We start from the raw sequence: 26,382 nt of genomic DNA, 5'->3' as shown, positions 1-26,382 counted from the left end.
CGACGCCCGGGCAGCGGGCTACTCGCCCTTCATCTTTTCGTAGATCTCTTTGCAGGTCGGGCAGACCGGGAACTTCTCGGGGTCGCGACCCGGCGTCCACTTCTTGCCACACAGAGCCTTCACGGGCTTACCGCTCAAGGCGGACTCCATGATCTTGTCCTTCTTCACGTAGTGCGAGAAGCGCTCGTGATCTCCCGGGTCGATGTTCTCCTCGTTGAGGAGCTTCTCGAGCTCGCGGTCCATGACGTCGAGGCCGCCGCCCGTCTCCGTGTTGGTCATGACGTCCATGGTACGTCGCCCTGGACCGGCTCCGGCCGCGCGGCCGAGCGTCAGCTGCGCAGGGTGAACGCGAGCAGCTCGGGCGCCCGGCGTGAGAACACCCGCGCACCGATGGCGACACCCGCGACGAGCACCACGAGGCCGACGCCGACACCCGACAGCAACGACCACAGGGCGCCCGTCGAGTCGTCGAAGAACAACCCGCGGATACCGAACCACAACGCCGGCACGGTCGCCAGCAGCGCGCCGCCGATCATGACCGACTGCGCCCACCCGGCCGAGGCGCCGTTGGACTGCGGCTGCTGGAACGGATCGTCATGGGGCTTGACCGTGGCATAGGGCAGAGCCGCCGACATCACGCTCGACAGACCGAGACCGGAGAGCAGCAGACCGGCCGAGACGCCGATCTCCACCGGCAGGGCGTCAGGGTCGCCGTGCAGCCAGGTGGCGACGAACGCTCCGGCGACCACGAGAGGAACGCCGACGAGCAGAGGAGGCGCGAGTCGGCCGACGCGGTCGGCCAGACCGGACGTGTTGGACGCGACGTGCATCCACAGGGCGGTGCTGTCGTAGGCGACGTCGTTGTGCGGCAAGAACCCGAGGATCAGGCACATGATCGGCAGCGGCGCGAGGGCCAGCCAGTGCCAGCTGACCCCGGCGATGCCGAGCGGCACCACGAGCAGCGGCAGGAACGGGATGATGACCAGCGACATTCGGTAGCGCGCGTCGCGGATCCAGTACGTGAGGCTCCGCCCCGCGACGGCACCCGCCGGCGACGCCCGCACGAACTCGAACCAGCCGAGGTCGTCGTGCTCGTCCAGCACGGCGGGCTGCGGCTGGTCGATGAACGCGCGCGAGACGAGCGCCCGCCAGACGAACCAGAGCACGACCAGGGTGGCCGCGGCGATGATCAGATCGGCCACGACCCGGCCCGTCTCCCCCGCGGCGACGTGGCCCGGCAGGGCGAGAGCGGCCCCGAGCGGCGTCCATGCCAGGGAGTCGGCGATCACACCGGTGCCACGGGCCCCCGCGATCGTGACACGGACGAGGTCGATGACGAGGGGGATCGCGAGCAGCACCACGACCACGACGCCCACGAGCAGGAACTCGCGGGACCGCTTCGAGGTGAGGACGACCGAGTTGACGGTGGAGGCGACGAGCGAGAGGAGGAGCGCGGTGAGCCCCGCGAGGATGGCCGAGACGACCGCGATGGCGGCGACTCCCCCGCCGCCGTTCCAGGCGCGCACGTACCCCGTCGACAGCACGAGCAGGGCGAGGGCCGGGAGGCCGATCACCGAGCCCAGGGCGAGCCCCACGGCGGCGTGCGACTCGCGCACGCCGAGCAGGGCCAGACGTCGCGGGTCGCTCCAGGCCGGGCGGACGGTGGCGAACGGCACGACGAGGTAGCCGACGAGCAGCAGCGATCCGCCCCCGACCAGCAGGGCACGCACGTCGGAGAGCGGTGCGGTGCGCAGGCTGCTCACGATGCCGGCGACCGCGAGCGACGCGACCAGGACGAGCAGGAGCGCGATGACCGCGGTGAAGAGTCGTTTGGGCCCGAAGCGAACCGTGTTGACGAGTGTCTGCAGTCTCAGTCGGAGAAGCTCTGCAACCATTCCATGCCCTCCGTGACCGCTCGGCCACCGGCCAGCTCGATGAATCGCTGTTCGAGCGACCGCCCCGCACGCACCTGATCGACGGTGCCGCTCGCCAGGACGTGGCCGTCGACGATGACTGCGACGCTGTCGCAGATGCGCTCGATCAGATCCATGCTGTGACTCGACAGCAGCACCGTTCCGCCACCGTTGACGTACCGCTGCAGCACCTCGGTGACCGTCGCGGCCGACACGGGGTCGACCGATTCGAACGGCTCGTCGAGGACGAGGACACGCGGCGAGTGGATGATGGCGGCGGCCAGGGCGATCTTCTTGGTCATACCGACCGAGTAGTCGCTCACCAGGCGGTCGAGCGCGTCGTGCAGGCCGAAGGCCGTGGCCAGGTCGGCCGAGCGCTTGCGAGCCGTCGCGCCGTCGAGACCTCGCAGCGTCGCCGAGTAGTAGAGCAGCTGTGCACCCGTGAGCCGGTCGAACAGGCGCAGCCGATCGGGCAGGACGCCGAGCGCGCGCTTCGCCGCGGCGGGGTTCTGCCAGACGTCCTCGCCGAGGACCGTCACGGAACCGGCATCGGGCCGCAGGAGCCCGGTGGCGATGGACAGGGTGGTCGTCTTGCCGGCGCCGTTCGGCCCGACGATGCCGTACAGGCTGCCCGCACGCACCTCGAGGTCGACACCCTCGACGGCGACGGTGCTGCCGTAGCGCTTCATCAACCCCGTGATCGACACCACGACGGGGCGGTCGGCCGACGGTGCCTGCTTGGCGACGAGGGCCGTGCCGGCCGCCGGGGCGACGGACTGGTCGTCGACCTCGGGCTCGGTCTCGACCGCCTCGGTCTCGAGCTCGACGTCGGGCTCGGTCTCAGTCTGAGTCTCGGGCTCCGCGTCGGTCTCGACGTCGTCCTCGACGTCGTCCTCGACGTCGTCCTCGACGTCAGGCTCGCCCTGGGCGTCGGATTCCGCCGGAACCTCGGGGTCCTCTTTCGATACCTGCTCGGCGTCGTCGCGCTCGTCGGCGGGCTCGCCCGTCGGCTCGTCCTCGCGCGGCTCGGTGACCACCTGGTCGTCCGACCCGGACGCGTCGGACTGAGCCACCGCCTCCTCGGCGTCCTCGGCTGCCTCGACGGCGCTCTGCGCTGCCGCCTCCGCCTCGCGAGCCGCAGCCTCGGCACGGGCCCTGGCATTCGCGGCGCGCGTCGCCGCGGCCTTCTTCGCGGCAGCGGACCGCTCGGCCGCCGTACGGGTGGACGGTCTGCGCCCGGCACCACCCCGGCTGGGCCGGGAGGCAGGGCGCGCCGAGGACCCCGTCCGCGATGCACCCGCCTCGTCTGTCGGAGCGGTCGTCGACGGCACCGAGTCGGTACCCTCCGGCTCGTCGTCCACGTCGTCCCCCTGAACGTCATTCTGATCGTGTGGGACCTCGGTCGCGTGATCGGGGTACGCCCTACCCTCGTCTTCGTCGCCAACCTGACCCATCGGTCAACCGTACCAATGGCTCAGGCGGTCTCGGCACCGGACGTCGATCTCTCAGGGAGATGTTTCTCTATCACGAAACGGACACGACCTTCGACGATTCCGTACCCCGAACGGGAGCCTCGGGGTAGAGTCGAGGCTGCACAACGATGTGTCCAGATCGAGGCTCCGCGGTGAACACCGCTCGAATTCGAGACGGAGACGCGCCAGAGACGGCGCGATCCGACCGACGGGGCGCCCCCAAGACCCTCTGACCCTGCTCACGCGGCCGGTCGGCCTGGGTCGCCCTGTGAGGAGACAAAACGTGAGCACCCAGATCGTCATCCTGGCCGCCGGACTCGGCAGCCGCCTCGGTCGTTCGCTGCCCAAGGCCCTGACCGAGCTCAGCGACGGCCGCACCATCATGCGCCAGCAGTTCGACAACATCGAAGAGGCATTCGGCAGCGACGTCCGCGTCACCGTCGTCGTGGGGTACAAGTTCGAGCACATCGTCGAGGCCTTCCCCTCCGCGTCGTTCGTCTACAACGAGCAGTACGACCAGACCAACACGTCGAAGAGCCTGCTCCGCGCACTCCGTGCCACCGGCAACAGCGGGGTGCTGTGGATGAACGGCGACGTGGTCTTCGACCCCGAGGCGCTGAAGCGTGCCGCTCGACTCGTCCGCGACGACCAGTCCTTCGTCACCGTCAACACCAGCAAGGTGTCCGACGAAGAGGTCAAGTACACGACCGACGCCGAGGGCTACATCGACGAGCTGTCGAAGCAGGTCAAGCACGGTCTCGGCGAGGCCGTCGGCATCAACTTCGTGTCGAAGGGCGACAAGGCCGTCCTGATGCGCCAACTCGGCAAGGTCGACAACCAGGACTACTTCGAGCGCGGCATCGAACTGGCGATCGACCAGAACGGGCTACGCTTTGAGCCCGTGGACATCTCCGACCTCTACGCGGTCGAAGTCGATTTCGCAGAAGACCTGGAGCGCGCGAACCTGTTCGTCTGAGTCGCTCCGCGCCGACGCGGTCGGGTGTCCTGACTCGTAAAGGACATCCGTGAGCCTCGTCATGACCGATCGACCCCGTCGCACGGGGTTCGCTCGCTATCGGCAGATCTTGTGGCTCCTGACGAGTCGCGACCTGAAGGTCCGGTACTCGACGTCGGCGCTGGGATACATCTGGTCGATTCTCGATCCGCTGGTGATGGCCGGGATCTACTTCTTCGTCTTCCAGGTGGTCTTCAAACGCTCCGTCGGCGAAGACCCCTACATCGTCTTCCTCCTCAGCGGGCTGTTGCCCTGGATGTGGTTCAACGGCGCCGTCTCGGACAGCACGCGGGCCTTCCTGCGGGAGGCCAAACTCGTCCGCTCCACCAAGATCCCCCGCACGATCTGGGTCAACCGCCTGGTCGCATCGAAGGGCATCGAGTTCCTCTTCAGCCTGCCCGTCCTGGCGCTGTTCGTCATCGTCATGCACGGGCATCTGCAGTGGCAGGTGGTGTTCTTCCCGCTCGCCATCGTGTTGCAGGCCGTTCTCGTGACGGGTGTCTGTCTGATCGTCGCGCCGCTCGTCGTGTTCTTCCGCGACCTGGAGCGGGCCACCAAACTGGCCCTGCGGTTCCTGTTCTACGCGTCGCCCATCATCTACGGCACGACCAACCTGCCCGAGGGCTTCCGGCTGGCTGCGGCCTTCAACCCGCTCAGCGGCATCTTCGGGCTCTACCGTTCCGCGTTCTTCCCCGAGCAGTTCGATCTGACCGAGGTGCTGATCGGCGCCGGCATGTGCGTGCTGCTGCTCGGCGTCGGTCTCGCCGTCTTCCGTGCGTGCGAACGAGCCGTCCTGAAGGAGATCTGATGAGCACCTCGTCAGCCGAGACGGCCGCCGCGGTCGAGTCGGACCGCGAGCCGGTCATCCGAGTCGAGGGCGTCGGCATCCAGTTCCGACGCAATCGACGCGCCAGCAGGTCGTTCAAGGACCTCTTCGCGGGCAGCAGCCGCCGCTCGCGCCCGAGCGAGTTCTGGGCACTCCGCGACGTGTCGTTCGACGTACACCGAGGCGAGGCCATCGGGGTCGTCGGCCGCAACGGCCAAGGCAAGTCGACCCTCCTGAAGCTCGTCGCGGAGGTCATCCTGCCCGACGAGGGCACGCTCACCGTGTCGGGTGGCGTCGCCCCGCTCATCGAGATCACCGGGGGCTTCGTGGGCGACCTGTCGGTGCGCGACAACGTCTACCTGACCGCCGGCCTGCACGGCATGTCGCGCCGCGAGATCGACGAGCGCTTCGACGAGATCATCGACTTCGCCGAGATCGCCGCCTTCGTCGACACTCCCTACAAGCACCTGTCGAGCGGCATGAAGGTGCGTATCGCGTTCGCGGTCATCTCGCGCCTCGACGAGCCCATCATCCTGGTGGACGAGGTCCTCGCCGTGGGTGACAAGTCGTTCCGCGAGAAGTGCTACCAACGCATCGACGAGATGCTCGCCGACGGACGCACGCTGTTCCTGGTCTCGCACAACGAACGCGATCTGAAGCGTTTCTGCTCTCGTGGTCTCTACCTGAGCAAGGGGGCGCTCGTCTTCGACGGCCCCCTGGACGAGGCACTCGAGAGGTACAACTCCGATCATCCTCCCCGCCCCGCGGCGTAGGGTCGATCAATGCCCGACACGAACGCACCCGTGCAGTACACCGACTCCGCCTGGTTGCGACGTCTCGACTCCCTGCTCACCGCTCAACGTCCCGTCGTCGTGCGGCACGTGCGGCACCTGCGACGTCGCCACCCCCACGCGGGCCCCGACAAGCTCATCCGCATCCTCGAGCGGGAGTACCTGGCCGCCGTCACGACAGGTGGCGCCGCGGTCGGTGCCAGCGCGGTCCTCCCCGGCATCGGGTGGGGCATCTCCTTGGCCCTGTCCGGGGTCGAGACCGCCGGATTCCTGGAGACGAGCGCCCTCTTCGCCCAGTCCGTGACCGAGGTGCACGGGATCGCCATCACCGACCCCGATCGGGCGCGTGCGCTCGTCATGACCATGATGCTCGGTGCCCCCGGGACGGTGCTGGTCCGCCAGTTCGCCGGCGAGGCGCTCGGCACCGGACCGGCCCGGACGGCGTTCTGGGGCGATCTCGTGACGCAGAAGCTCCCGAAGGCTGCCATGTCGGGTCTCACGGACACCATCCGTCGGCAGTTCGTCCGCCGCTTCGCCGCGTCGCAGGGGGCCTCGATCGTCGGGCGGGCTCTCCCCTTCGGCGTCGGTGCGGTCATCGGCGGCGCGGGCAACCACGCCCTCGGTCGCAAGGTCGTCCAGAGCGCCCGCTCGGCGTTCGGGGCACCTCCGGTCTCGTTCGTCGACGAGACCGTGGTCGTGATGCCGGGCGACTCCCGCTCCTGACCGCGGTGGGCGGTCTCGTCGCGAGATGAGTCCTCCACCGATTCGTTCGTCCACAGGCGAATCGGATGCCCTGTCGGGCGGTGGGCCTACCGTCGGGACATGACCACGACGACGGCTTATGCGATTCCGTTCGAGATCGACCGCAGCCGGGCACCCCGGCTGTACCGACTCGTCAACACGAGCGACGAATCCGTGCACGCGCTTCGGGTGACGCTGCTGGGCAGCGGGCTGCTCGTGCCCGTCGCGACGAGTCGGCTCGCACCGGGCGAGTCGGTCACCGTCAGCATCGTCGGCGTCGAGCTGAGCCGCAACGGCATCGCCGTCGTCCGGTGGTTCCGCCCGTCGCGAGAGGAGTACCTCTGGCGCTTCAGCTTCTGACTCAGCTGCTGCGTCGGGCTCGACGCTCTTTCACATAGTCCGCCGCGGTGAAGGCCTCCAGCACGGGAGGCAGGTCATCCGACGACATACCCGTCACGAGCACGGCCGGGTCTATTCCGAGGACGACCGCGAGCCGGACGATGGTGTGCAGCACGGGGTTGCCGACGCCGCGCTCGATCTTGCCGTAGTTCGAGACGTTCATGCCCGCCAGGTGGGCGACCTCGTCTTGGCTCAGCCCCAGCCGAAGGCGCTCTCGCCTGACGCGTTCTCCGAACACACGTGCAGCGACAGACGACGGTTCAGGCATACCTCATGAATACGCGGCCCGGTGAAAGAACTCCAGATTTCAGAACATCTACGCATAGAGAACGGGTGCATAAATGCAATGACGCGCCAGGCGACGGTCAGAGATCGGTCTCGTCGTCGGGCACGACCGTGGCCCCACGCGAGGCGTCCGCCTCGTGCTCGGACCCGGCGGAGGCAGGCGCGGCGGTGAGCGGGTCCGCCGCGGCGAACTCGTCCCGCCGGGTGACGAGGCGAGCCACCGCCTCCTCGAACCGACGCGTCGCCGCCCCGGGTGACGTGTCGCCGAAGTGACGGTGAACCCAGTGGTCGAGACGTGCCCGCGCCTCCGGGTCCGCTCGCACCCGGTCGACGACATCGACGATGCGCCCCGCGTCGGCGGCTGTGAGCCACTCCGCCGACCCGAGGTAACCGGACTCGTCGACGTCGGCGTCGGGTGACACGGGCCGGGTGACGATCAGCGGCAGGCCCGTGGCGAGACGGTCGTAGACCATCGCCGAGACATCCGAGACGGCGACGTCGGCGGCCGCGAGCTGCCAGCCGAGCGAGGGGCCCTGGTCATAGACGTGCTGCGCCGACGGGTCGGCCGCGTTGGCCCGTTCGACGGCCGCCACGATCTGCTCGTGCGCCCGACGGTAGTCGGGGTCGACGACACCGCTGCGTGGATGCGGGCGGTAGATGAGGCGGTGGCGGCCCGTGGCGAGAACGGCCTGGACGAGGGCCGAGCCATGGGTCGCGATCGACCCGTAGGCCGCCGAGGCACGGTCGCCCTCCCACGTCGGGGCGTACAACACGACGATGCGATCGTCGGGAGCGTACGGCGTGGTGCCGGCGAAGTGGTCGGCCTGCGGCCGCCCGATCGGGATGGCCCGGGTCTCGAGGTCGTAGTCCCAGAGTTTGGACCGGAGCCGGGCGAGAGCGGCGTCCCCCGCGACGAACGAGTAGTCGTACGCCTTGAACTGGTTCGTGGTCATGTACATCTTGTCGCTCTCGCCGTGATTGACGAAGACGTGCCACATGCGCCCGTAGCGCATCATCTGGAAGTTCTTGGCGTTCTGGTTGACGTAGAGCGTCAGGGCGAGCGGCTGCGACTCGACGAACTCCTCGAGGTCGACGACCCGACGGGCGTAGACCACCGGGACGGGCGATTCCTCGAGCAGCGCCAGCATCGTCTCGGGCGATCGGGCGATGATGGCGACGGGGTAGGTCTCGTTCAGGGCGGCCAGCGGCTCGAGCCACTGCCGGATCTGATACATGTTGACCGCACCGTCCGCGAAGTAGACCGCGACTCGCACCTCGCCGTCACGCGGGGCGCGTCGGTCGACCCCGAGACGGTCCAGCCGTCGACGACTGCGTCGTGAGTTGAGGGCCCGGAGGCCCATGCCCCAGGCCAGGGACAGATCTCGCTTGAGCGGCATGTGTCGCCCTTCCGTGTTCTCGAACCCGAAAAGCCTAGAGGACAGGAACCCGGCCCGCCCTGGACATCCGCAGGACGGTCGACCACCCCATCGGCTGCCGCCCTCCGGGGGACGTGAGCCACCCCTCGCGCCAGCCTGCGAACCACGGCCTCAGACGGTCGGGGTGCCGTGCCCAGCGGAGCATCTGCACCAGCGTCCACGACGCGACGTAGACGGGGACGAGCGGCCAGGGGAGGTTCCGTTTCGCCAGCCAGACCCGGTTGCGGGCGTTGAGGCGGTAGTACTGGCTGTGCCGTGTCGGGTCGATCGCCGGATGATGCGCGACGAGATCGCCGGCGTACTGGACGCGTCTGGCCTGGGCCCAGACACGCCAGGCCAGCTCGATGCCCTCGTGCGCATAGAAATAGGGCTCGCCCCACCCCTCGCAGCGGTCGAAGACGTCCCGGGGCAGCAGTGTCGCACCCTCCCAGACGGAGAACACGTCGCTCGAGTCGGCGGCGTCGCCCTTGCGCAGACGCGGTACCCAGCGTCGGGGGGACGTGCGTCCGGAGGGGTCGACGACCCGGGGCTGCAGAAGGCCGATGTCGGGCTGCCGACGGAGCAGGGCGATCGCATCGGCCAGGAAGGTCGGCGACGGGAGGGAGGCGTCGTCGTCGAGGAAGAACACGTACTCGCCCGACACGACCTCGGCACCCCGGTTGCGCCCCGCCGGTATGCCCACGTTGTCCGGCAACGCCAAAGCGCGGACCCCGTTCGGCAACCCGGACGGCTCGACCCCGTTGCCGACGCAGACGATGTCGAGCGTCACGCCGGTCTGTGCCAGGAGCGACGCGAGCCCGACGGCCAGGTCGTCGGGGCGGCGTCCCTGCGTGAGACTGACCACCCCCACCCTGGGCAGCCCGGCGGTCGGCGCGGGCGCGGCGGGCGACGCGGTCAGGAGCGCACCCGCTTGGACGCCATGATCGCCACGAAGTGACCGGCGAGCGCCAGCACCGACAGCGGCAGGAGGAGCGACACGAGCACACGGTCGGCGATCGGCTCCCCCACGACGAGGCCGATCAGCGCCACGACGAATGCCAGCATGGTGAGCTCCACCGAGTGGTACAGCCGGTGGAAGGGCACGAAGCGCGCGGCGCGACGGAGACGGGCGAGCAGACGCCCGCTGGGGTCGGTCACCGCGCCGCGCTTGTCCTCCAGCTTGGCGAGACCCGCGTTGGCCCGTGCGACGTGCACCATGTCGTTCAGCGCCTTGTTGAGCACGATCACGAGTGCCAGGGCGAGCCCGAGGGTCGTCCAGAGATAGTCGGCCGGCGCGTCGAAGGGCCACCCGGCCGCCCGGATGCCGAGTGCGATCGGGATGAGCGCCTCGGTCGTGTAGTGCCCCACCTTGTCGAGGAAGACACCGGCAGGAGAGCTCGTCCCGCGCCAACGCGCGACCTCGCCGTCGCAGCAGTCGACGAGCATCTGCAGCTGCCCCAGGACGAGGGCGAGGAGGGCGCCGGTGATGCCCGGGACGAGCAGCGCGAGAGCCGTCGACCAACCCACCAGGATCATCAGACCGGTGACGCCGTTCGCCGAGACGCTCGTCTTGAGCAGCAGCCAGGTGAGATAGGGCGACAGGCGGCGGAGGTACAGGGACGCCGTCCAGTGTTCGGCGTTCGCGCGGCTCCGCACCTCGAAGGGCTGGGCCACCCGGCGGAGTTCGGCGATCGACGTGGGGCGGGCGGGAAGCGCGCTCATCGGTGGGTCTACCTTCCCGTGTGTTCGGTGATGTTCTTGGTCAGCATCGAGAAGCCGAACACGAAGCCGACCCCCCAGCCGAAGTGGATGGTAGGCAACACTACGAGAAACCAGGCGCGGGTGCGGAGGCCGTCGCCGCGCGGCACGGCGATCGCGGCGGTCACGACGAACACCGCGTAGACCGCCGGCACGACGAAGCCGAGCAGCAGCCAGGCGACCGGCGACCCGACGGCGGCGCCGACCACCCCGACGAGACCGAGGACGGCGCCCAGCAGGACGCCCACGACCATCGCCGGAGGGATCAGATAGCGCAGCGTGCTCGCCTTCGGGAACCTGCGGGACAGTTCGCCCCGCCACAACCCGGTCGCGACGAACTGGCGCGCCAGCTTTCGGAGGCTCGGGCGGGGTCGGTAGATGACCACCAGGTCGGGCGTGAACCAGACCAGGCCCCCGCTCAACCGGAGTCGACGGTTCAGCTCCCAGTCCTGTCCGCGCTTGACGCCCTCGTCGAAGAGACCGACCTCGAGCAGGCGGCGACGCAGGAACACGCCGAGGTAGGCGGTCTCGGTGGGGCCCTCCGCGCCTCCGACGTGATGGGGCGTCCCGCCGAGGCCGACGCGACTGCCGTACGCCCGGGCCACGGCCTTCTCGAACGGCGTCCGCCCCTCGGCGCGCATGATGCCTCCGACGTTGTCGGCGCCACTGCGACGTAAGGCGTCGACGGCCAGTCGCGTGTAGTCGCGCGGGAGGACGGAGTGCGCGTCGACCCGCACCGTGATGGGATGCGAGGAGGCACGGATCGCGACATTGAGACCTGCCGGCGTCGAGCCCACCGGATTCGGGATACTGCGGATGCGGGGGTCGACGCGCGACATCTCGGCGACCACCTCGTTCGTGCGATCGACACTCGGGCCGAGCGCGAGGATGACCTCGAACGGGCCCTCGTAGTCCTGCGCGATGAGGCTCTCGACCGCCGACCGGATGTCGCGCTCTTCGTTGAGCACGGGCATGACGTACGAGACACCGGGATGGACCACGTCGAACGGTGGTGTCTCGGCAACTGCCATGGGGTGCGGCCTCGGAGCTGTGGTGGCGCCCGGAGGCGCGAGCGGGCGGCGGAGTCGGGCCGCCGGATGTCCGGTCGAGCCTATCAAGACGAAGGGTCGAGCCGGAGGCTGCTGCCTCCGGCTCGACCCGTGTGGACCGACCCGGTCAGTTCGGCAGCGTGCCGAGCGTGACCGTCGCGGTCGCCGCCTTCCCGTCCCGGACGTAGGACAGCTTCGCCTCCGCGCCACCGGCGAGATAGCGCACCTGCGCCGTCAGGTCGGTCTTGTTCGAGATCGGGACCCCGTTGAACTCGGTGACGACGTCACCGGCTCGCAGACCGGCCGCCTGGGCGGGACCGCCCGAGCTGATCTCCTTGATGAGGGCGCCGACCTGCGTCGCCTTGGTGTCCTCGGTCGCGTCGCCGACGCTGGCCCCGAGCAGACCGTGGCTGGCCTTCCCGTTCGCCTGGATCTCTTTGGCGACGCGCTGGACGAGGTTCGACGGGATGGAGAAGCCGACGCCGATGCTGCCCTGCGAGTCGCCCGAGCTGGCGATGGCGACGTTGAGGCCGATCAGTTTGCCGTCGGAGTCGAGCAGCGCACCGCCCGAGTTGCCGGGGTTGATGGACGCGTCGGTCTGGATGACGGGCAGCGAGATGACCGAGCTGGCCTGGTTCTGCGCGTTGCCGTCACCGTTGTTGAACGAGAAGGGCCCCTGGCCGTTGTTGTCGTTCTGGTTGCCCTGGTCCGACCCGTCGCTCGGTGCGGCGGACGACTGCACCGTGATGCTGCGGTTCAGCGTCGAGACGATGCCGTCCGTGACCGTGTTCGAGAGTCCGAGCGGAGCACCGATCGCGACCGCCGTGTCACCCACGTTGAGCTTCGACGAGTCGGCGAACTGGATGGGTGTCAGGCCCGTCTTGTCGACCTTCAGGACGGCGAGGTCGACCGTGGGGTCGAGACCGACGACCTTCGCGGGCACGATCGAGCCGTCGCTCATGGTCACCGTGATGGTGCCGCTGGCGCTCGCGCCGTCGAGGGTGACGACATGGGTGTTGGTGACGATGTAGCCGTCGTCGCTCAGGATGACACCCGAGCCGGTCCCACCCGAGGTACCGGCCGAGACGTTGACCGTGACGACCGACTTCGTCGCCTTCGCGGCCACCGCCGTGATGACGGTGGCGTCGTTGTAGTCGTTGACCGTGAGGTCGCGCGACGGGCCGGCGGCCGTCGACCCCTGTGAGGAGCCGCCGCCGAGGGCCGCGTACGCGCCGCCACCGGCGACGCCACCGATGATCGCGCCGACCGCGAGGGCCCCGATGACCACGCCGAGACCCGAGCGCTTCTTGGCGGGCGTCGTCGTGGGGGCGCTCCAGCTCGACCCGGCGTACGCGGTCGAGGAGTCGAAGGCGTACGGGGGCTCGCCGTTGGCGTGCGGAGCCGTGTTCGTCTGCTCGCCGTAAGGTGCCTGCTGCCCATAGGCGCTCTGCTGGCCGTAGGGGGCCTGCTGTCCGTACGGAACCTGCGGCTGCCCGTACGGCGTCGCCGGGCGATAGGAGTCTTGTGCCTGTCCGTACGGTTGCTGTCCGTACGGCTGCTGGCTGTAGCCGGGCTGCTGACCGTACGGCGCCTGGTGGCCGTAGGAGGCCGTGGGAGCCGTGTGCGACGACGGAGCGGGCTGTGAGGCCTGGGGCTGCGAGCCGTTCGGCTGCTGCCATGACGAACCGGCGCCAGAGGGGTTCGCCTGACCCGCTGCTGGGGGCAACGGAGCGGTGGGCTGTTCGTCCGCGAGTGGTCGGGGCGTGCTGCCGGGAAGGGCGGGAGCACCGTACGACACCTCGTCACGCGGGGACGACGGGCCCGCAGCGCGATCCGCCGGCGTCTCCGCGTCACGCGCCTCGGCTGCGCGAGCCTCGTCGGCGCGAGCCTCGTCGGCGCGATCCTCGGCTGCGCGGGTCTCGGCTGCGCGGGTCTCGTCGGCGCGGTCGTCCGCGCCGTCGGCGCCTCGGGGGTTCTCGTTCATCGAAGGGTGCTCCTTTCAAGCCCGTTCAGCCTGGCCCGTCAACCTGGCAGGACCATTTGGCGAACCTGTGAGCGCGCTCCGCCCATCTTATGTCCGACCTGAACGGTCGCCCGATGACCTCGGGCGCTGCGCGACGTCGACGACGGGAGGCGCGACGTCGACGCGCGGGCGGGCTACGGTGGGTCTCCATGACGACCCCCGCCCCCTGGGAGCGCGCCGCGCGCGGTGCCATGCTGCTCGATTCCCACGGGCGGCTCGCCCCCACGATCTTCGCAGAGATGTCCGCGCTGGCCGTAGACACCGGGGCGATCAACCTCGGGCAGGGATTCCCCGACGAGGACGGCCCGGCCGATGTCCTCGAGACGGCGCGCGAGTCGATCAGCCGAGGCCTCAACCAGTACCCGCCCGGCCGTGGCATGCCGGTCCTCCTCGAGGCCGTCGCCGCCCATCAGAAGCGGTTCTACGACATCGACCTCGATCCCGCGCGACAGGTCCTCGTGACGGCGGGCGCGACCGAGGCCCTGGCCGCCACCCTGCTCGCGTTGGTCGACGACGGCGACGAGGTGATCACACTCGAGCCCTTCTACGACGCCTATGGCGCCCTCATCGGCCTCGCCCGCGGCCGACATGTGACCGTGCCTCTGCGCGGGGCGGAGTTGCAGCCCGACCCCGACGAGCTGCGCGCCGCGTTCTCCGATCGCACCCGGGTCGTCGTCGTCAACGATCCGCACAACCCGACCGGCAGCGTCCTCGACGACGCGACCCGGCGCCTCCTCGTCGATCTCGCCGTGGAGTTCGATGCCACGCTCGTCACCGACGAGGTCTACGAGCACATCGTGTTCGACGGCGAGACACATGTGCCGCTCGCGACGCTGCCCGGCGCCGCCGAGCGGACGATCACCGTCTCGAGCGGCGGCAAGACCTTCAACACGACCGGGTGGAAGATCGGCTGGCTGTCGGGCCCGGCCGACCTCGTCGACCGGATCGTCGCCGTCAAACAGTTCTTGACCTACGTCAACGGCTCGCCGTTCCAACCCGCGATCGCCGTGGGCCTCGGGCTGCCCGACTCGTACTTCGCCGGCCTCGCGGCCGATCTGCAGCACAAGCGCGACGTGCTCTCGGCCGGGTTGCACGGCGCCGGCTTCGGCGTCTCGCGGCCGCAGGGCTCGTACTTCGTCGTGGCCGACGCGGCCCCTCTCGGAGTGGACGACGCGGCTGCGTTCTGCCGTCGGCTGCCCGATCTCGCCGGTGTGGTGGGCGTACCCCTCAGCGCGTTCTGCCACGCCGATCTGGCCGCCGAGTACTCGTCTCTCGTCCGCTTCGCGTTCTGCAAGCGCGTCGACGTGCTCGAGCGCGCCTCCTCCCAGCTGGCCGACCTCCGCCTCTGACGAGCGCACTGTCGGCACGGCGCAGGCGGTCAGTCGGTGCGGGCCACCACCGAGTACCGCCGCAGCGTGAGCGCCGGGTTGATCTCCCGGACCGCCCGCAGCCGCTCCCGCGTCAGATGGGCGACGGCGACGCCCTCGCTCTCGTCGCCGATGGTCACGAGCTCGACCCCCATCGGGTCGACGATCATGCTGTTGCCGACTCCGACCGGGGGCGCGTGGTCGGCCGCCGCGACGAACACGGTGTTCTCGAGCGCCCGGGCCGTCACGAGCGTCCGCCAGTGGTGCTCCTTGAGCGGCCCCCTCACCCATTCGGCCGGGACGAGCACGATCTCGGCCCCGGCGTCGACGAGGAGGCGCGACACCTCGGGGAACCTCACGTCATAACACGTCTGCAGCCCGAACACGAAGCCCTCGTGGGTGAACGTCGACGCGCCACCGGCCGTACCGGGAACGATCCATTCCGACTCGCGACCGCCGAACGCGTCGTAGAGGTGCTGCTTGTCGTAGGTCGCGACGAGACCGCGACCGGGAGCGACCGCCACGAGTGTGTTCGAGAACCGCGCGGGATCGTCGGTCCGCCGGACGAGACCCGCCACGAGCGCGATGCCGAACCGATCCGCGAGCTCGCCGAGTCGCCGCACGAACGGGCCGTCGACGGGCTCGGCCGCGTCGAGGTAGGCCTCACCGAGCGTCGCCTCGAAGAACGACGCGTACTCGGGGAAGACGACGAGCCGCGCCCCGCGTGAGACAGCCGATGCTGCCAGTCGCTCGATGGTCGCGAGATTCGCCGCGGAGTCGGCACCGGGGGCGAATTGGGCGACGGCGACGGCCACGCTCTGCTGCTCGGTCATGGACCAACCCTAGGAGGTGCGGGTGACGGCGGCTACGCCCGTCCCGTCACCCGTCCGGCGAGATGGGCCGCGGCGTCCTCGAGCCATCGCCCCGGTCGACGCCGAGCCTCGTCGGCCGACCCCGCGAGGTCGGTCAGCGAGACCACGTCGTCGAATCCGTCCGTCGGCGCCTCGACGGAACCGGCGACCAGCAGGAGGCGCGCGCCGGCCGCCCGCGCCAGCGAGGCCACGAGATGGGGCGCCTTGCCGCCGGCCGTCTGCTCGTCGTAGCGCCCCTCCCCCACGATCACGACGTCCGCCCGGGCGACCTGGCCCGGCAGGCCGATGGCCTCCGAGACGGCGAGGGCGCCTGGCGCGAGGTCGGCACCCCAGGCCAGCAGACCGAAGCCCGTCCCGCCGGCCGCGCCCGCCCCGGGCGCCCGGGGGTCGACGTCCAGGAGTTCCGCCCATCTCGCGAGCGCCGAGTCGAGTGCCAGCACGTCGTCCGGGCCCGCGCCCTTCTGAGGCCCGAACACGGCCGCCGCCCCGCCCGCTCCCAGGAGGGGGTTGGTGACGTCCGTCAGCACGGTCACACCCCCGGCCGGCAACGGACGGAGACCGCTCATGTCGAGCCGCGCGATCGCCGAGAGCCCGTGGCTGCCCGCGACGACCTCGTCGCCGAGGGAGTCGAGGGCGCGAAGGCCGAGCTCCGTGAGGACTCCCAGCCCACCGTCGGTCGACGCGCTGCCCCCGATCCCGACGAGCAGGCGCCTCGCGCCCGCGTCCAGCGCGTCGACGATCATGCGCCCGAGACCCCGCGTGTGGGCGTCGTACGGAGCAGGGTGCGACAACAGAGTCAGTCCACTCGCCGAGGCGAGTTCCAGGACGGCCGTGTCATCGGGCAACATCAGCCAGTCCGCGTCGACGGGATGGCCGTCGGGCCCGGGCGCGACGACCCGATGTCTGACAGCCGCCGGGACCGCGCGGGCGAACGCTTCGACTGTGCCCTCCCCGCCGTCCGCGACGGGCAACTCGACGACGTCGTCGTCGGGGCGCGACCGGAGCCAACCGCGACCGAGGGCACTCGCGACCTCGACGGCGGAGGCGCTCCCCTTGAACGAGTCGGGTGCGATGACGACACGGAGGCGCGACATGCTCACCACCCTGGCATGCACCTGGTCGCGGCAGCGGGGTTAACGCAAAAATCCCCCGAGATCGTGATGATCTCGGGGGATCTTTCGTGACGCTTGGTTGCGGGGGCAGGATTTGAACCTACGACCTCTGGGTTATGAGCCCAGCGAGCTACCGAACTGCTCCACCCCGCGGCACAAGAAATGACTCTAGCACGGGGTGGGGGCGCCGGCAAATCGGCGCCCCCACGGGTCACTTGCCCGAGGCTGCCACGGCTGCTTCGAGAGCCGACTGCAGGCGCGCATCGGCCTGAGCCGCCGCCACGAGGTCGTTCTTCGCATAGGCCGCCGCACGGTCGGTCAGGGCCTGCTGCGCATCGGCGAGAGCCGAGTCCAGGGCCGTGTTGCTGCCGGTCGAGCCGCTGCCCGCACCGCTGTCGGAGCCCGTCCCGCTACCGGTGCCGGTATCCGTGCCGCTTCCGGTGCCGGAGGTGTCGCCGGTTCCCGTGCTGGGCACGCCGTTGTCTCCGGCTTCGGCGCCCGAGTTACCGCCGAACAGACTGTCGAGCGCCGCGTTCAGGGTGTCCTCGAATGCGATCTTGTCGCCGAAGGACACCAGGATCTTCTGCAGGACCGGGTACGACGTGTCGCTGTTCGACTTGACATAGATCGGCTGGACGTAGAGCAGACCGCCGCCGACGGGCAGGGTCAGCAGGTTGCCTCGCACGACACTCGTGTCGCCGCGCTGGAGCAGGGCGAGCTGGTTCGCGACCGCCGTGTCGGTGTTGAAGTTGTTCTGCACCTGGCCCGGCCCGGGGACCGTGTCCGTCTTCGGCAACGTCAGCAGGGTGAGCTTGCCGTAGTCGGGCGAGATCGTGCCCGGCGTACTGCCCGCGTCGGCGTTCGCCGCGAGATAGCCGGTCAACACGTTTCGGGCGTTCTCCCCCGTCTGCTGGGGGATGTACGTCGAGTAGATCGAGAACGCGGGGTCTTGATCGGGCAGCTGCAGCGTCAGATAGTACGGCGGTTGCAGTGCTCTATTGGCCGCCGAGCTCGTCGGCTCGTTCGGTGTCACCCAGGCGTCATCGGCCGAGTAGAACGAGTCGGCGTTCGTGACGTGGTACGTGCCCAGGATGGCGCGTTGCACCTTGAACATGTCCTGCGGGTAGCGCACGTGCTGCATGAGCTCGCTCGACATGTCGGACAGGGGCGAGAGCGACGACGGGAAGATCTTCTGCCAGGTCTTCAGGATGGGGTCGCTCGTGTCCCACGCATAGAGCTTGACCGAGCCGTCGTAGGCGTCGACCGTCGCCTTCACCGAGTTGCGGATGTAGTTGATGTTGTTCGTCGCGTACGTCGGCTTCGGCGTGTACGTGTCGGCGATCGCGTCCGACAGCGCCTGGGGCTTCGAGTAGGGGTACGCATTCGTCGTCGTGTAGCCGTCGACGATCCACTTGACCCGCCCGTCGACCACGGCCGGATACGGCGCGCTGTCGAGCGTCAGGTACGGCGCCACCTTCTGGATGCGCTGGACGGGGTCACGGTCGTAGAGGATCTGCGAGTTCGTGTTGACGGCGTCCGACAGGAAGATCTGCTCCGACTGGAACTTGATCGCGTAGATGAGGCGCTTGAAGGCGTTGTCGAGCTTCGGCCCGCCGTTACCCTCGAACGTCGTCGTCTGGTTGCTGCCGTTGTCGTTGTCACCCGACGGGTAGTCGAGCTCGACGTCCTTGCCGCCGTTGCCACCCACGATGGAGTAGGTGGGCGACTCCTGGCCGAAGTAGATGCGCGGCTCGTACTGCTTGTCGTTGCCGAGCGCGCCGGTGACCGGGATGCCCGACTCGAGGAACACGGGCTGGCCGTCGGCCGAACGCTGGTTGCCGTAGGCGGCCACGACACCGTAGCCGTGCGTGTAGACGAACGCCGTGTTGTAGGGGGTCGCCGAGCCGCCGAGCTGGTCGGTGTTCAACTCGCGGACCGCGATGACCGTGTCCTGTGTGGTGCCGTTGATCGTGTACCGGTCGACCGCGAGCTGCTGCGGGAAGCTGTAGTACTGGCGGTACTGCTGCAGCTGCGCGAACGCGTCGGTGACGAGCGCCGGGTCGATGATGCGGATGTTCGCGGTGGTGACGGCGTCACCGGCGAGCGCACCCGCCTCGGCATCCGACTTGGCGTCGTACGGCTGCTCGGACACGTTCGCGACGCCGTAGGCCTCGCGGGTCGCCTGGATGTTCCGCTCGATGTACGTGGTCTCGACCGTGCGCTCGCTCGGGTCGACCTGGAATCGCTGCACGACCCAGGGGTAGACGCCGCCCACGATGATGCTGGCGACGATGAGGAGCGCCGTTCCGACGACGGGGAGGCGCCAGCGACCGATGATGGCCGTGACGATGAAGAGCAGGGCGACGATGGCGGCGGCCAGGGCGAGGATCTGCTTTCCCGGGATGCCGGCGAAGACGTCGGTGTAGGTGGCACCGGTGATCAGCTTGTTCGTGCCGTCGGACAGGGTGGCGTACTGGTCGAGCCAGAGGCTGAGACCCTGCAGGGCGATGTAGACACCGGCGGTGATCGCGAGCTGGATGCGGGCCACGCGGGAGATGCGCACCTCGCGCCCGGTGAAGCGGAGGGCTCCGTAGAGGTAGCTGGTGGCGACCGCGGCGAGGCCGGCGATCAGCACGACGGCGGAGGCGAAGGCCACGACCCCCTGGTACATCGGCAACTCGAAGACGTAGAAGCCGATGTCGAGCCCGAACTGGGCGTCCTTCTCGCCGAAGGGCGTGCGGTTCAGCCACTCGAGCGCCATCTGCCAGCGCGTCGACGTCGCGATGCCCGCGAACAGGCCGAGCACGATCGGCACGCCGAATACGACGGCCCGGCGCAGCGGCTCGATGACCTGCTGGTAGCGGTCGAGCTGCGAGTTCAGCTTCGCGTACACCGGCCTGAACCGGAACGCGATGTCGATGCTCACGAAGACCGGGATCGCCATCGCGAAGAAACCGATCAGGAACATCACCGCCCCCGCGACCCACTGGGTCGTCAGCACGTTCGCGAACCCGAGCTGCTGGTACCAGAGGTAGTCGGTCAGCAGCGACGAGAAGATGAAGAACGCGATGATGAGCGCTGCGAGCACCGCCACCGTGACGAGGATGGGCAATCGGGGCGAACGTCGTGCTGGTCGCGACGATGCGGATGACGTCAAGAGGGGGCTCCTGGCAGTTCGTGGATGAGAGCGCCCATCCTACGTGCCGGACCTGATCGTCTCAGGGTTCCGTTACCAGCTTCGCGGCAGCTGTGGAGGGTCGATCAACCAGCCGTGCATCGCGGCAGCGACGACGTGTCTCCCTTGTCGGCGATGGTCGTGAGAGTGGTCACGGCCTGGTCGAGGGTGTCGACCGAATAGACGTCCAGCCCGTCCGGGATGTGCCCGACGACGTCGCCGCAGTTCGCCGCCGGAGCCAGGAACACCTGCGCGCCGGCCTCGCGCGCCCCGTACAGCTTCTGGCGGATGCCGCCGATCGGTCCGACCGAACCCGACGCGGTGATCGTGCCGGTCCCTGCGACCTTCTTGCCGCCGTTGAGCTCGCCGGGGGTCGTCTTGTCGATGATGCCCAGGGCGAACATCATGCCGGCGCTCGGGCCACCCACCTTGTCGAGCTTGAGCGTGACGTCGAAGGGGAAGGTGTAGTCGACGCTGACGCCGACGCCGAGCAACGGCTGACCGCCGACGAGCTGCGGCGTGACCTGCTCGGTGACCTGCGCACCGGCGCGCTCGACCACGATGGTGGCCGCCTTGTCGGTGCCGTTCTTCGCCACGAGGGCGCGCAGGCTGTCCACGTCGCCGTTCGTCTCGAGGCTCGTCCCGTTGACGGACACGAGGCGGTCGCCGTCCTCGAGGACTCCGGCCGCCGGGCCCTCCGTGCCGATCTGGCTCACCGTCATGGTGCTCGGCACCGAGTATCCCTCGTGGATCATCGCCGCGGCGATGGCCGACTTCTGCGAGTTCTGCATGTCGACGGCGTTCTGCTCGTCGACCTGCTCGTTGGTGACACCGCTCGGGTAGATGGCCTCGACCGGGACGACGGCGCGACTCGGGTCGAACCACGCCTGGACGATCTCGAGCCAGGTCGGACGCGTCTGCTCGTTGCCCAGGACGCTGACCGTGAGCAGGTCGAGCGTGCCGGCCGTGTCGTAGGTCTCGTGACCCGACACCGAGATCAGCGGCTCCTTCTGCCCCTGGTACTCCGCCTGCCCGAGCGTGTCGAAGACGGGCCCCGGCTGCTCGATCAGATAGGGCGAGGGCAGCAGGGTCACAACGACGAACGCGACGGCGGCGACGATCAGTGCCACCCATCCGACGACGGGCCCGCGTCGACGCCGGGGGCTGTCGGACGAAGGAGGCGCGGTGAACGACAAGCGTGGTCCTTTCGGTGTTCGCCACGGGCTTAGCTGCGCACCCGGGGCAAGGGCCGAATCCCAGGCTGTTCCTGCGGCCACCCGATAGCGTAGTTCGTATGTCTGATGATTCGCAGCGGGAGCCCGAGGACGAGTTCCGCGACATGCTGCGCCAGTTCCTGTCCGGCAATTCCGAGATCGACCCGTCCAAGCTCGCGGGGGCGGCCGGGCTGCCCGACGACCCCGCCTTCGTGGCCCGACTCATGAGCCAGTTGCAGAACGCGGTGAACCGCAGCGGCGACGGAATCGACTGGAGCGTCGCCCTCGAACAGGCCACCCAGGTCGGGTCGCAGACCGCCATCGCGTCCGGCCCCGCCGACACGGCGTCGCTCGACCAGGCCTTCCACGTCGCCGCCCTCTGGTTGGACGAGGTCACCTTCGTCGCCGAGTTGACGGTCGCGCCGCGGCTCCTGACGCGGGCCGAATGGGCTCGGCTCAGCATGCCCGTCTGGACCCAGCTCGCCGAGCCCGTCGCCACCTCCATCGCCGACTCGCTGACGTCGGTGCTGCAGGAGCAGGCTCCCGAAGAGATGCAGGGCCTCCTCGCCGGTGCGAGCCAGGTCATGCGCAGCGTCGGCGGCACGCTCTTCGCGATGCAGCTCGGGCAGGTCGTCGGTCAGCTCTCGGCCGAGGTCGTGTCCGGCGGCGATGTCGGCATCCCCCTCCTCGACGACCAACAGGCCGCCCTCATCCCGCAGAACGTCGCGTCGTTCGGCGAGGGCCTCGACATCGACCGCGACCAGATCCAGCTCTATCTGGCCGTTCGCGAGCTGGCCCACGCCCGCCTCTTCCGGCACGCGCGCTGGCTGCGCCTCCACCTCATCTCGTCGATCCGAGAGTTCGCCCAGGGCATCCGCATCGACACGAGCCGCCTCGAAGAGCTGGCCGTCGACTTCGACCCGTCGAACGCCGAAGAGCTCCAGGAGGCCATGCGGAGCGGTGCGCTGATCCCGCCGAAGTCACCCGAGCAGCTCGCCGCCCTCGCGCGACTCGAGACGACGCTCGCCTTGATCGAGGGTTGGGTCGACGTCGTCACGGCGCAGGCGACCGAACGGCTGCCGAAGTCCGGCGCCATCGCCGAGACCGTCCGTCGGCGTCGCGCCGCCGGCGGGCCGGCGGAGTCCGCCTTCAGCACGCTGGTCGGGCTCGAACTGCGACCCCGTCGTCTCCGCGAGGCCGCGGCGATGTGGCAGGCCGTCTCCGACAGTGTGGGCGCCGAGGTCCGCGACTCCCTGTGGTCGCACCCCGACATCGTCCCCACGAGTGCCGACATCGACGACCCCAAGGCGCTCATCGCGCGACTGACGTCGACGGAGCCCGCGTTCGACGACGTCGACCAAGCCATCGAAGACCTGCTGAACGACACGACCGACGATCGGCCGATCGAAGGCGACGACGGCAGCGCGAGCGAGCCGAAGACCGACTGAACCGCCGGCGGGCGGTCGGTGGGCGACCACGAATCGCTCACCATCCGTCCCGACGACCGGCACCTGTGGACAACCCCTCGCCGGGGTCGTGGGTGCGGCACACTCGGCGCGTGACCCTTCGACTGGACCCGCGCCTCCCCGTCCTCTGGCGAGACCCGACGACGCTGCAGATCGGCGCCGAACGCCCCGCCGTCGTGCTCCGCGACGTCACCACTGACGACGAGCTGGTCGTCAGTGCACTCATCGCCGGGCACGGGCGCAGCGGGCTGCCGCCGCTCGTCGCGCGGCTCGACCGCCCGTCGCACGAGGTGGCCGCCCTGATCGACGTCCTCGCTCCGGCGCTCGTGCCGCCGCCCCCGGCGGGCTCGACCACGACCCCGCCCCGGGTCGACGTCGCCGGGCACGGCTCCATCGCCGACGACCTCGGGGCGATACTGGCGTCGGCCGGCGCCGTGGTCCGCCGGGTGTCGGAGGCGGACGACCCACGGTTACACCCGGTCGACCTGGGGGTGGTCGTCGCCTCGCACGTCGTCGACCCGGTCGTGACCGGAGCGTGGCTGCGCTCCGACGTCCCGCACCTCCTCGTGGTCCTCGGCGACCGGAGTCTGCGTGTCGGCCCCGTCGTCGTTCCTGGTGAGACCGCGTGCGCCCGGTGCCTCGACCTGCAGCGCACCGATGCCGACGCCGCCTGGCCCGCCCTCGCCGCCCAGTTGCTGCGGGCGCCGACCGTCGAACCGGGGCTCCTCCTCGCCCGAGACGTGGCGACCACCGCCGCGATGCGGGTGCTGGCCCAGCTCGGCCTGGCCGATCGCCCGGAACGCCCCGAGGTCGTCACCCGCATCGATCGGGCGACCACGGCCCTCAGTCGCGGCTGGAGCCGACTGCACCCGGCGTGCGGCTGCGCAGTTCTTCCAGGAACCGACTCGGTCGACGTTCGCCGCCCCTCCCCTGCCCGGCTCGCGCCCACGACAGACGGAGCCGCTCTCGTGCCCGCGTGATGCCGACGTAGAGCAGTCGGCGTTCCTCGTCGACCGCCTCGGGTGTCTGGGCGTAGCTGATCGGGACGAGCCCCTCGCTGAGGCCGACGAGATAGACGCTGCGCCACTCGAGTCCCTTCGCCGAGTGCAGGGTGGCGAGGGTCACGGCCGCCATGGTCGGCTCGTGCTGACCGGCCTGACGGGTGAACAGCTCGTCGACGAACGCCCGGAGTGTCGTCCCCGGTGGGGACGCCTCGGCGAGTCCCATCAATGCGTTGAGGCTCTCCCAGCGGTCCCTGATCGCACCGCGCTGCTCGGGGGCCTCCTGCGACCAGCCGAGCGAGCGGAGCACGTCGCTGACCGTCTTGAAGAGGGGTTCGTCGACGATGCTGACGGACGCGCCCTTCAACATCATCAGCGCCTCCTTCACCTCGCGCAGGTCGAAGAAGCGCGCCGAGCCGTGGATGCGCGTGGTGACCCCGACGTCGGCGAGCGCCCGTTCGATCAGGGCCGCCTGGACGTTGACGCGGTACAGGACGGCGATGTCCTCCGGCTTGACCCCGGACCGGATCTCGTCCGCGATCGTCTGCGCGATGCCGCGGGCCTCGCCGGCGTCGGTCGGGTATTCGACGACGGGTGGCACCGGGCCGCTGCTCTCGACGGCGGGGTGGAGGTGCAGGGCCCCCGGTCGCCCCCGCATGAGCTGGTTCGCCGTGTCGACGATCTGCCGAGACGAGCGGTAGTTCTGCTCGAGCCGCACGACGGTCGCGTCGTCGTAGCGCGATCCGAAGCCGAGCAGGTAGTCGGCGGAGGCGCCCGCGAAGGAGTAGATGGTCTGGCTGGCGTCGCCGACCACGCACAGGTCGTTGCGATCGCCCAGCCAGAGCTCGAGGAGGTCGTGCTGCAGCGGCGAGACGTCCTGGAACTCGTCGACCACGAAGAACCGGTACTGCTCGCGGACCTGCTGGGCGACCCGCGGTTCGAGCTCGAGCATGCCCACCGTGGCGAGTAGAACGTCTTCGAAGTCGATCTGCCGACGCGAGTCCTTGATGTCCTCGTACGCGCGGTGCAGGTCGAGCGCCTGCTCCGCAGTGATGTTCTGCGGGAGCGCGCGGCGGGGCAGCTCGGCGGCGTACTGCTCGACGGTGAGCCGCGAGACCTTGCGCCACTCGATCTCCGCCGACAGGTCGCGCAGGGACGCGGTGTCGATCCGCAGGCGCAACGACTCGGCCGCGTGGGCGAGCAGCTTCGCCTTGCTGTCGAGGAGGCGCGGCATCTGACCGCCCATCGTCTGCGGCCAGAAGTACGAGAGTTGGGACAGGGCGCTGGCGTGGAAGGTCCGCGCCGAGACTCCTCCGGCACCCAGGGCGCGCAGCCGCCCTCTCAACTCGGCCGCGGCCCGCGACGTGAAGGTGAGGGCCATGACACGACTCGGGGCGTAGACGCCCGTGGCGACGCCGTAGGCGATGCGATGCGTGATCGCCCGCGTCTTCCCGGTGCCGGCTCCGGCCAGCAGGCAGACGGGGCCGAGCAGGCGTTGCGCGGCCAGTCTCTGCTGCTCGTCGAGGCCCGCGATGAGATCGGCGGCGTCTGTCACTGGTCGAGTGGGGCGCCGAACCAGTCCTCGATGATGGCGCGTGCGATCGAGGTGCGGCCGGGCAGGATCACGTCATCGAGGCTGGCGGCCAGCTCGTCACGGCTGAACCACCGCAGGTCGAGGATCTCGGCGCCGTCCGGCTCGAGCGTGCCCGGGTCGTCGACGTCGACGGTGGCCCGGAACCCGAGCATCAGGCTCGCGGGGAACGGCCACGGCTGCGAGCCGAGGTAGACCGGGTCGACGACCTTGATGCCCGACTCCTCGAAGATCTCGCGCTGCACGGCCTGCTCCAGCGACTCCCCCGGTTCGACGAAGCCGGCCAGCAGCGAATAGCGATTGTTCTCCCACAGGGCGTTCGAGCCGAGCAGCAGGCGGTCGTCGGCGTCGACCACGCCGACGATGATCGCGGGGTCGGTCCGCGGGAACACCTCGTGCCCGTCGTCGGCGTCACGGCGCACCCACCCGGCCTTGTCGGTGACGAGGGGACGCCCCGTCCGCGGCGAGAAGCGGTGCGAGTCGTGCCAGTTCGCGACGGCGATCGCCTCGACGGCGAGGCCGGCATCGCGATCGCTGAGGGTGGTGCCGAACATGCGGAGACTGCCCCAGGCGTCGTCCGAGGGCTCCAGTGCCGTCGCCTGCTCGTCGTCGAGGAGGGCCGCGACGATCGGCGTCCCGACCGGCTCCGCCGCGTCGGCGGCCTGGGAGCGGCCGAGGTAGACGTGGTCCCGTGCCGCCGGGACGGCAGAGGCAGGCAGCAGCGCGAGCCGGTCGGAGCCCGCCATCAGGGTGCGACCGCGCCAGAGCGGGAGGACCCGCGTCGACGGGTCGGCGAGCAGCTCGGGCACGACGTCGACGCGATCACGGGTGAGGTAGTCACGGTCGACCGCCTGGCGGGACAGAGGCAGACGCGAGGAGAGCGGCGAGGGCATGGAC

General features: G+C 69.7%; 22 protein-coding genes and 1 tRNA gene. 7 read left to right on the top strand and 16 right to left on the bottom strand.

Annotated features, from left to right (window positions below; translation table 11 throughout):
- Positions 1-18: 18 nt before the first annotated feature.
- Genes ACPEEZ_RS04550 through ACPEEZ_RS04540 form a run of 3 tightly spaced genes read right to left on the bottom strand, consistent with a single transcriptional unit; the run spans position 19 to position 3,274 of the window.
- The gene (locus tag ACPEEZ_RS04550; protein ID WP_423923257.1) at positions 19-279 is read right to left on the bottom strand and encodes a DUF3039 domain-containing protein; all 261 of its coding nucleotides are present in this window, start codon (positions 277-279) and stop codon (positions 19-21) included.
- Positions 280-329: 50 nt separating this feature from the next.
- The gene (locus ACPEEZ_RS04545) at positions 330-1,895 is read right to left on the bottom strand and encodes an ABC transporter permease (RefSeq protein WP_423923255.1); all 1,566 of its coding nucleotides are present in this window, start codon (positions 1,893-1,895) and stop codon (positions 330-332) included.
- Positions 1,871-3,274, bottom strand: a complete 1,404-nt coding sequence (locus tag ACPEEZ_RS04540) for an ATP-binding cassette domain-containing protein (RefSeq protein ID WP_423923253.1) — start codon at positions 3,272-3,274, stop codon at positions 1,871-1,873. The genes ACPEEZ_RS04545 and ACPEEZ_RS04540 overlap by 25 nt, the downstream gene beginning before the upstream one ends.
- Positions 3,275-3,668: 394 nt before the next feature.
- On the opposite strand from ACPEEZ_RS04540, the gene ACPEEZ_RS04535 reads away from it, so the two are divergent.
- From ACPEEZ_RS04535 to ACPEEZ_RS04515, 5 genes are all read left to right on the top strand, one after another.
- Positions 3,669-4,361, top strand: a complete 693-nt coding sequence (locus ACPEEZ_RS04535) for an NTP transferase domain-containing protein (protein ID WP_423923251.1) — start codon at positions 3,669-3,671, stop codon at positions 4,359-4,361.
- Between the two features lie 61 nt (positions 4,362-4,422).
- Positions 4,423-5,208, top strand: coding sequence for an ABC transporter permease (locus ACPEEZ_RS04530; RefSeq protein WP_423923249.1), 786 nt, complete (start codon positions 4,423-4,425; stop codon positions 5,206-5,208).
- Complete coding sequence (locus tag ACPEEZ_RS04525) at positions 5,208-5,999, top strand: ABC transporter ATP-binding protein (RefSeq protein ID WP_423923247.1); 792 nt, start codon at positions 5,208-5,210, stop codon at positions 5,997-5,999. The genes ACPEEZ_RS04530 and ACPEEZ_RS04525 overlap by 1 nt, the downstream gene beginning before the upstream one ends.
- Before the next feature lie 9 nt (positions 6,000-6,008).
- Entirely contained in the window at positions 6,009-6,740 is a 732-nt protein-coding gene (locus ACPEEZ_RS04520; RefSeq protein WP_423923245.1) for a hypothetical protein, read from the top strand.
- 99 nt (positions 6,741-6,839) lie between these two features.
- On the top strand, positions 6,840-7,118 hold the full coding sequence (locus ACPEEZ_RS04515) for a hypothetical protein (protein ID WP_423923243.1): 279 nt from the start codon (positions 6,840-6,842) through the stop codon (positions 7,116-7,118).
- A 1-nt stretch (position 7,119) separates the two neighbouring features.
- Here ACPEEZ_RS04515 and ACPEEZ_RS04510 read toward each other — a convergent pair whose 3' ends face one another.
- From ACPEEZ_RS04510 to ACPEEZ_RS04485, 6 genes are all read right to left on the bottom strand, one after another.
- Positions 7,120-7,425: a helix-turn-helix domain-containing protein gene (locus ACPEEZ_RS04510; RefSeq protein ID WP_423923241.1), complete on the bottom strand. Its 306-nt coding sequence runs from the start codon at positions 7,423-7,425 to the stop codon at positions 7,120-7,122.
- A gap of 97 nt (positions 7,426-7,522) precedes the next feature.
- Entirely contained in the window at positions 7,523-8,839 is a 1,317-nt protein-coding gene (locus ACPEEZ_RS04505; protein WP_423923239.1) for a hypothetical protein, read from the bottom strand.
- Between the two features lie 34 nt (positions 8,840-8,873).
- On the bottom strand, positions 8,874-9,722 hold the full coding sequence (locus tag ACPEEZ_RS04500) for a glycosyltransferase family 2 protein (RefSeq protein ID WP_423923237.1): 849 nt from the start codon (positions 9,720-9,722) through the stop codon (positions 8,874-8,876).
- Positions 9,723-9,772: 50 nt separating this feature from the next.
- Positions 9,773-10,579: a CDP-alcohol phosphatidyltransferase family protein gene (locus tag ACPEEZ_RS04495; RefSeq protein ID WP_423923235.1), complete on the bottom strand. Its 807-nt coding sequence runs from the start codon at positions 10,577-10,579 to the stop codon at positions 9,773-9,775.
- A gap of 8 nt (positions 10,580-10,587) precedes the next feature.
- Positions 10,588-11,646, bottom strand: coding sequence for a glycosyltransferase family 2 protein (locus tag ACPEEZ_RS04490; RefSeq protein WP_423923233.1), 1,059 nt, complete (start codon positions 11,644-11,646; stop codon positions 10,588-10,590).
- 145 nt (positions 11,647-11,791) lie between these two features.
- Positions 11,792-13,648 (bottom strand): trypsin-like peptidase domain-containing protein, encoded by a 1,857-nt coding sequence (locus tag ACPEEZ_RS04485; protein WP_423923231.1) that lies wholly within the window; start codon positions 13,646-13,648, stop codon positions 11,792-11,794.
- Between the two features lie 188 nt (positions 13,649-13,836).
- On the opposite strand from ACPEEZ_RS04485, the gene ACPEEZ_RS04480 reads away from it, so the two are divergent.
- A complete protein-coding gene (locus ACPEEZ_RS04480) occupies positions 13,837-15,036 on the top strand; it encodes an aminotransferase class I/II-fold pyridoxal phosphate-dependent enzyme (protein WP_423923229.1) in 1,200 nt (399 codons plus the stop codon).
- A 29-nt stretch (positions 15,037-15,065) separates the two neighbouring features.
- On the opposite strand, the gene ACPEEZ_RS04475 is transcribed toward ACPEEZ_RS04480, so the two are convergent.
- From ACPEEZ_RS04475 to ACPEEZ_RS04455, 5 genes are all read right to left on the bottom strand, one after another.
- A complete protein-coding gene (locus ACPEEZ_RS04475; protein ID WP_423923227.1) occupies positions 15,066-15,887 on the bottom strand; it encodes a carbon-nitrogen hydrolase family protein in 822 nt (273 codons plus the stop codon).
- Between the two features lie 32 nt (positions 15,888-15,919).
- Entirely contained in the window at positions 15,920-17,020 is a 1,101-nt protein-coding gene (locus ACPEEZ_RS04470; protein ID WP_423923225.1) for a glycerate kinase, read from the bottom strand.
- Positions 17,021-17,114: 94 nt separating this feature from the next.
- Positions 17,115-17,191: transfer RNA gene (locus ACPEEZ_RS04465), tRNA-Met, on the bottom strand.
- 58 nt (positions 17,192-17,249) lie between these two features.
- Positions 17,250-20,195 carry a UPF0182 family protein gene (locus tag ACPEEZ_RS04460; RefSeq protein WP_423923223.1) on the bottom strand — a complete coding sequence of 982 codons (2,946 nt, stop codon included), beginning with the start codon at positions 20,193-20,195 and terminating at the stop codon, positions 17,250-17,252.
- Positions 20,196-20,299: 104 nt separating this feature from the next.
- Complete coding sequence (locus ACPEEZ_RS04455; protein ID WP_423923221.1) at positions 20,300-21,409, bottom strand: YlbL family protein; 1,110 nt, start codon at positions 21,407-21,409, stop codon at positions 20,300-20,302.
- A gap of 98 nt (positions 21,410-21,507) precedes the next feature.
- Between ACPEEZ_RS04455 and ACPEEZ_RS04450 the strand changes: the two genes are divergently transcribed.
- A complete protein-coding gene (locus ACPEEZ_RS04450) occupies positions 21,508-22,875 on the top strand; it encodes a zinc-dependent metalloprotease (RefSeq protein WP_423923219.1) in 1,368 nt (455 codons plus the stop codon).
- Between the two features lie 861 nt (positions 22,876-23,736).
- Here the strand turns inward: ACPEEZ_RS04450 and ACPEEZ_RS04445 are convergent.
- Both ACPEEZ_RS04445 and nudC read right to left on the bottom strand, forming a co-directional pair.
- Positions 23,737-25,449, bottom strand: coding sequence for an ATP-dependent helicase (locus tag ACPEEZ_RS04445; protein WP_423923217.1), 1,713 nt, complete (start codon positions 25,447-25,449; stop codon positions 23,737-23,739).
- Positions 25,446-26,378 (bottom strand): NAD(+) diphosphatase, encoded by a 933-nt coding sequence (nudC, locus tag ACPEEZ_RS04440; RefSeq protein WP_423923215.1) that lies wholly within the window; start codon positions 26,376-26,378, stop codon positions 25,446-25,448. The genes ACPEEZ_RS04445 and nudC overlap by 4 nt, the downstream gene beginning before the upstream one ends.
- Between the last annotated feature and the right edge of the window lie 4 nt (positions 26,379-26,382).

It is taken from the genome of Frigoribacterium sp. 2-23, from assembly GCF_049601585.1.
Taxonomy (GTDB): domain Bacteria; phylum Actinomycetota; class Actinomycetes; order Actinomycetales; family Microbacteriaceae; genus Frigoribacterium.
This window is presented reverse-complemented; position numbering and strand designations above follow the sequence as displayed.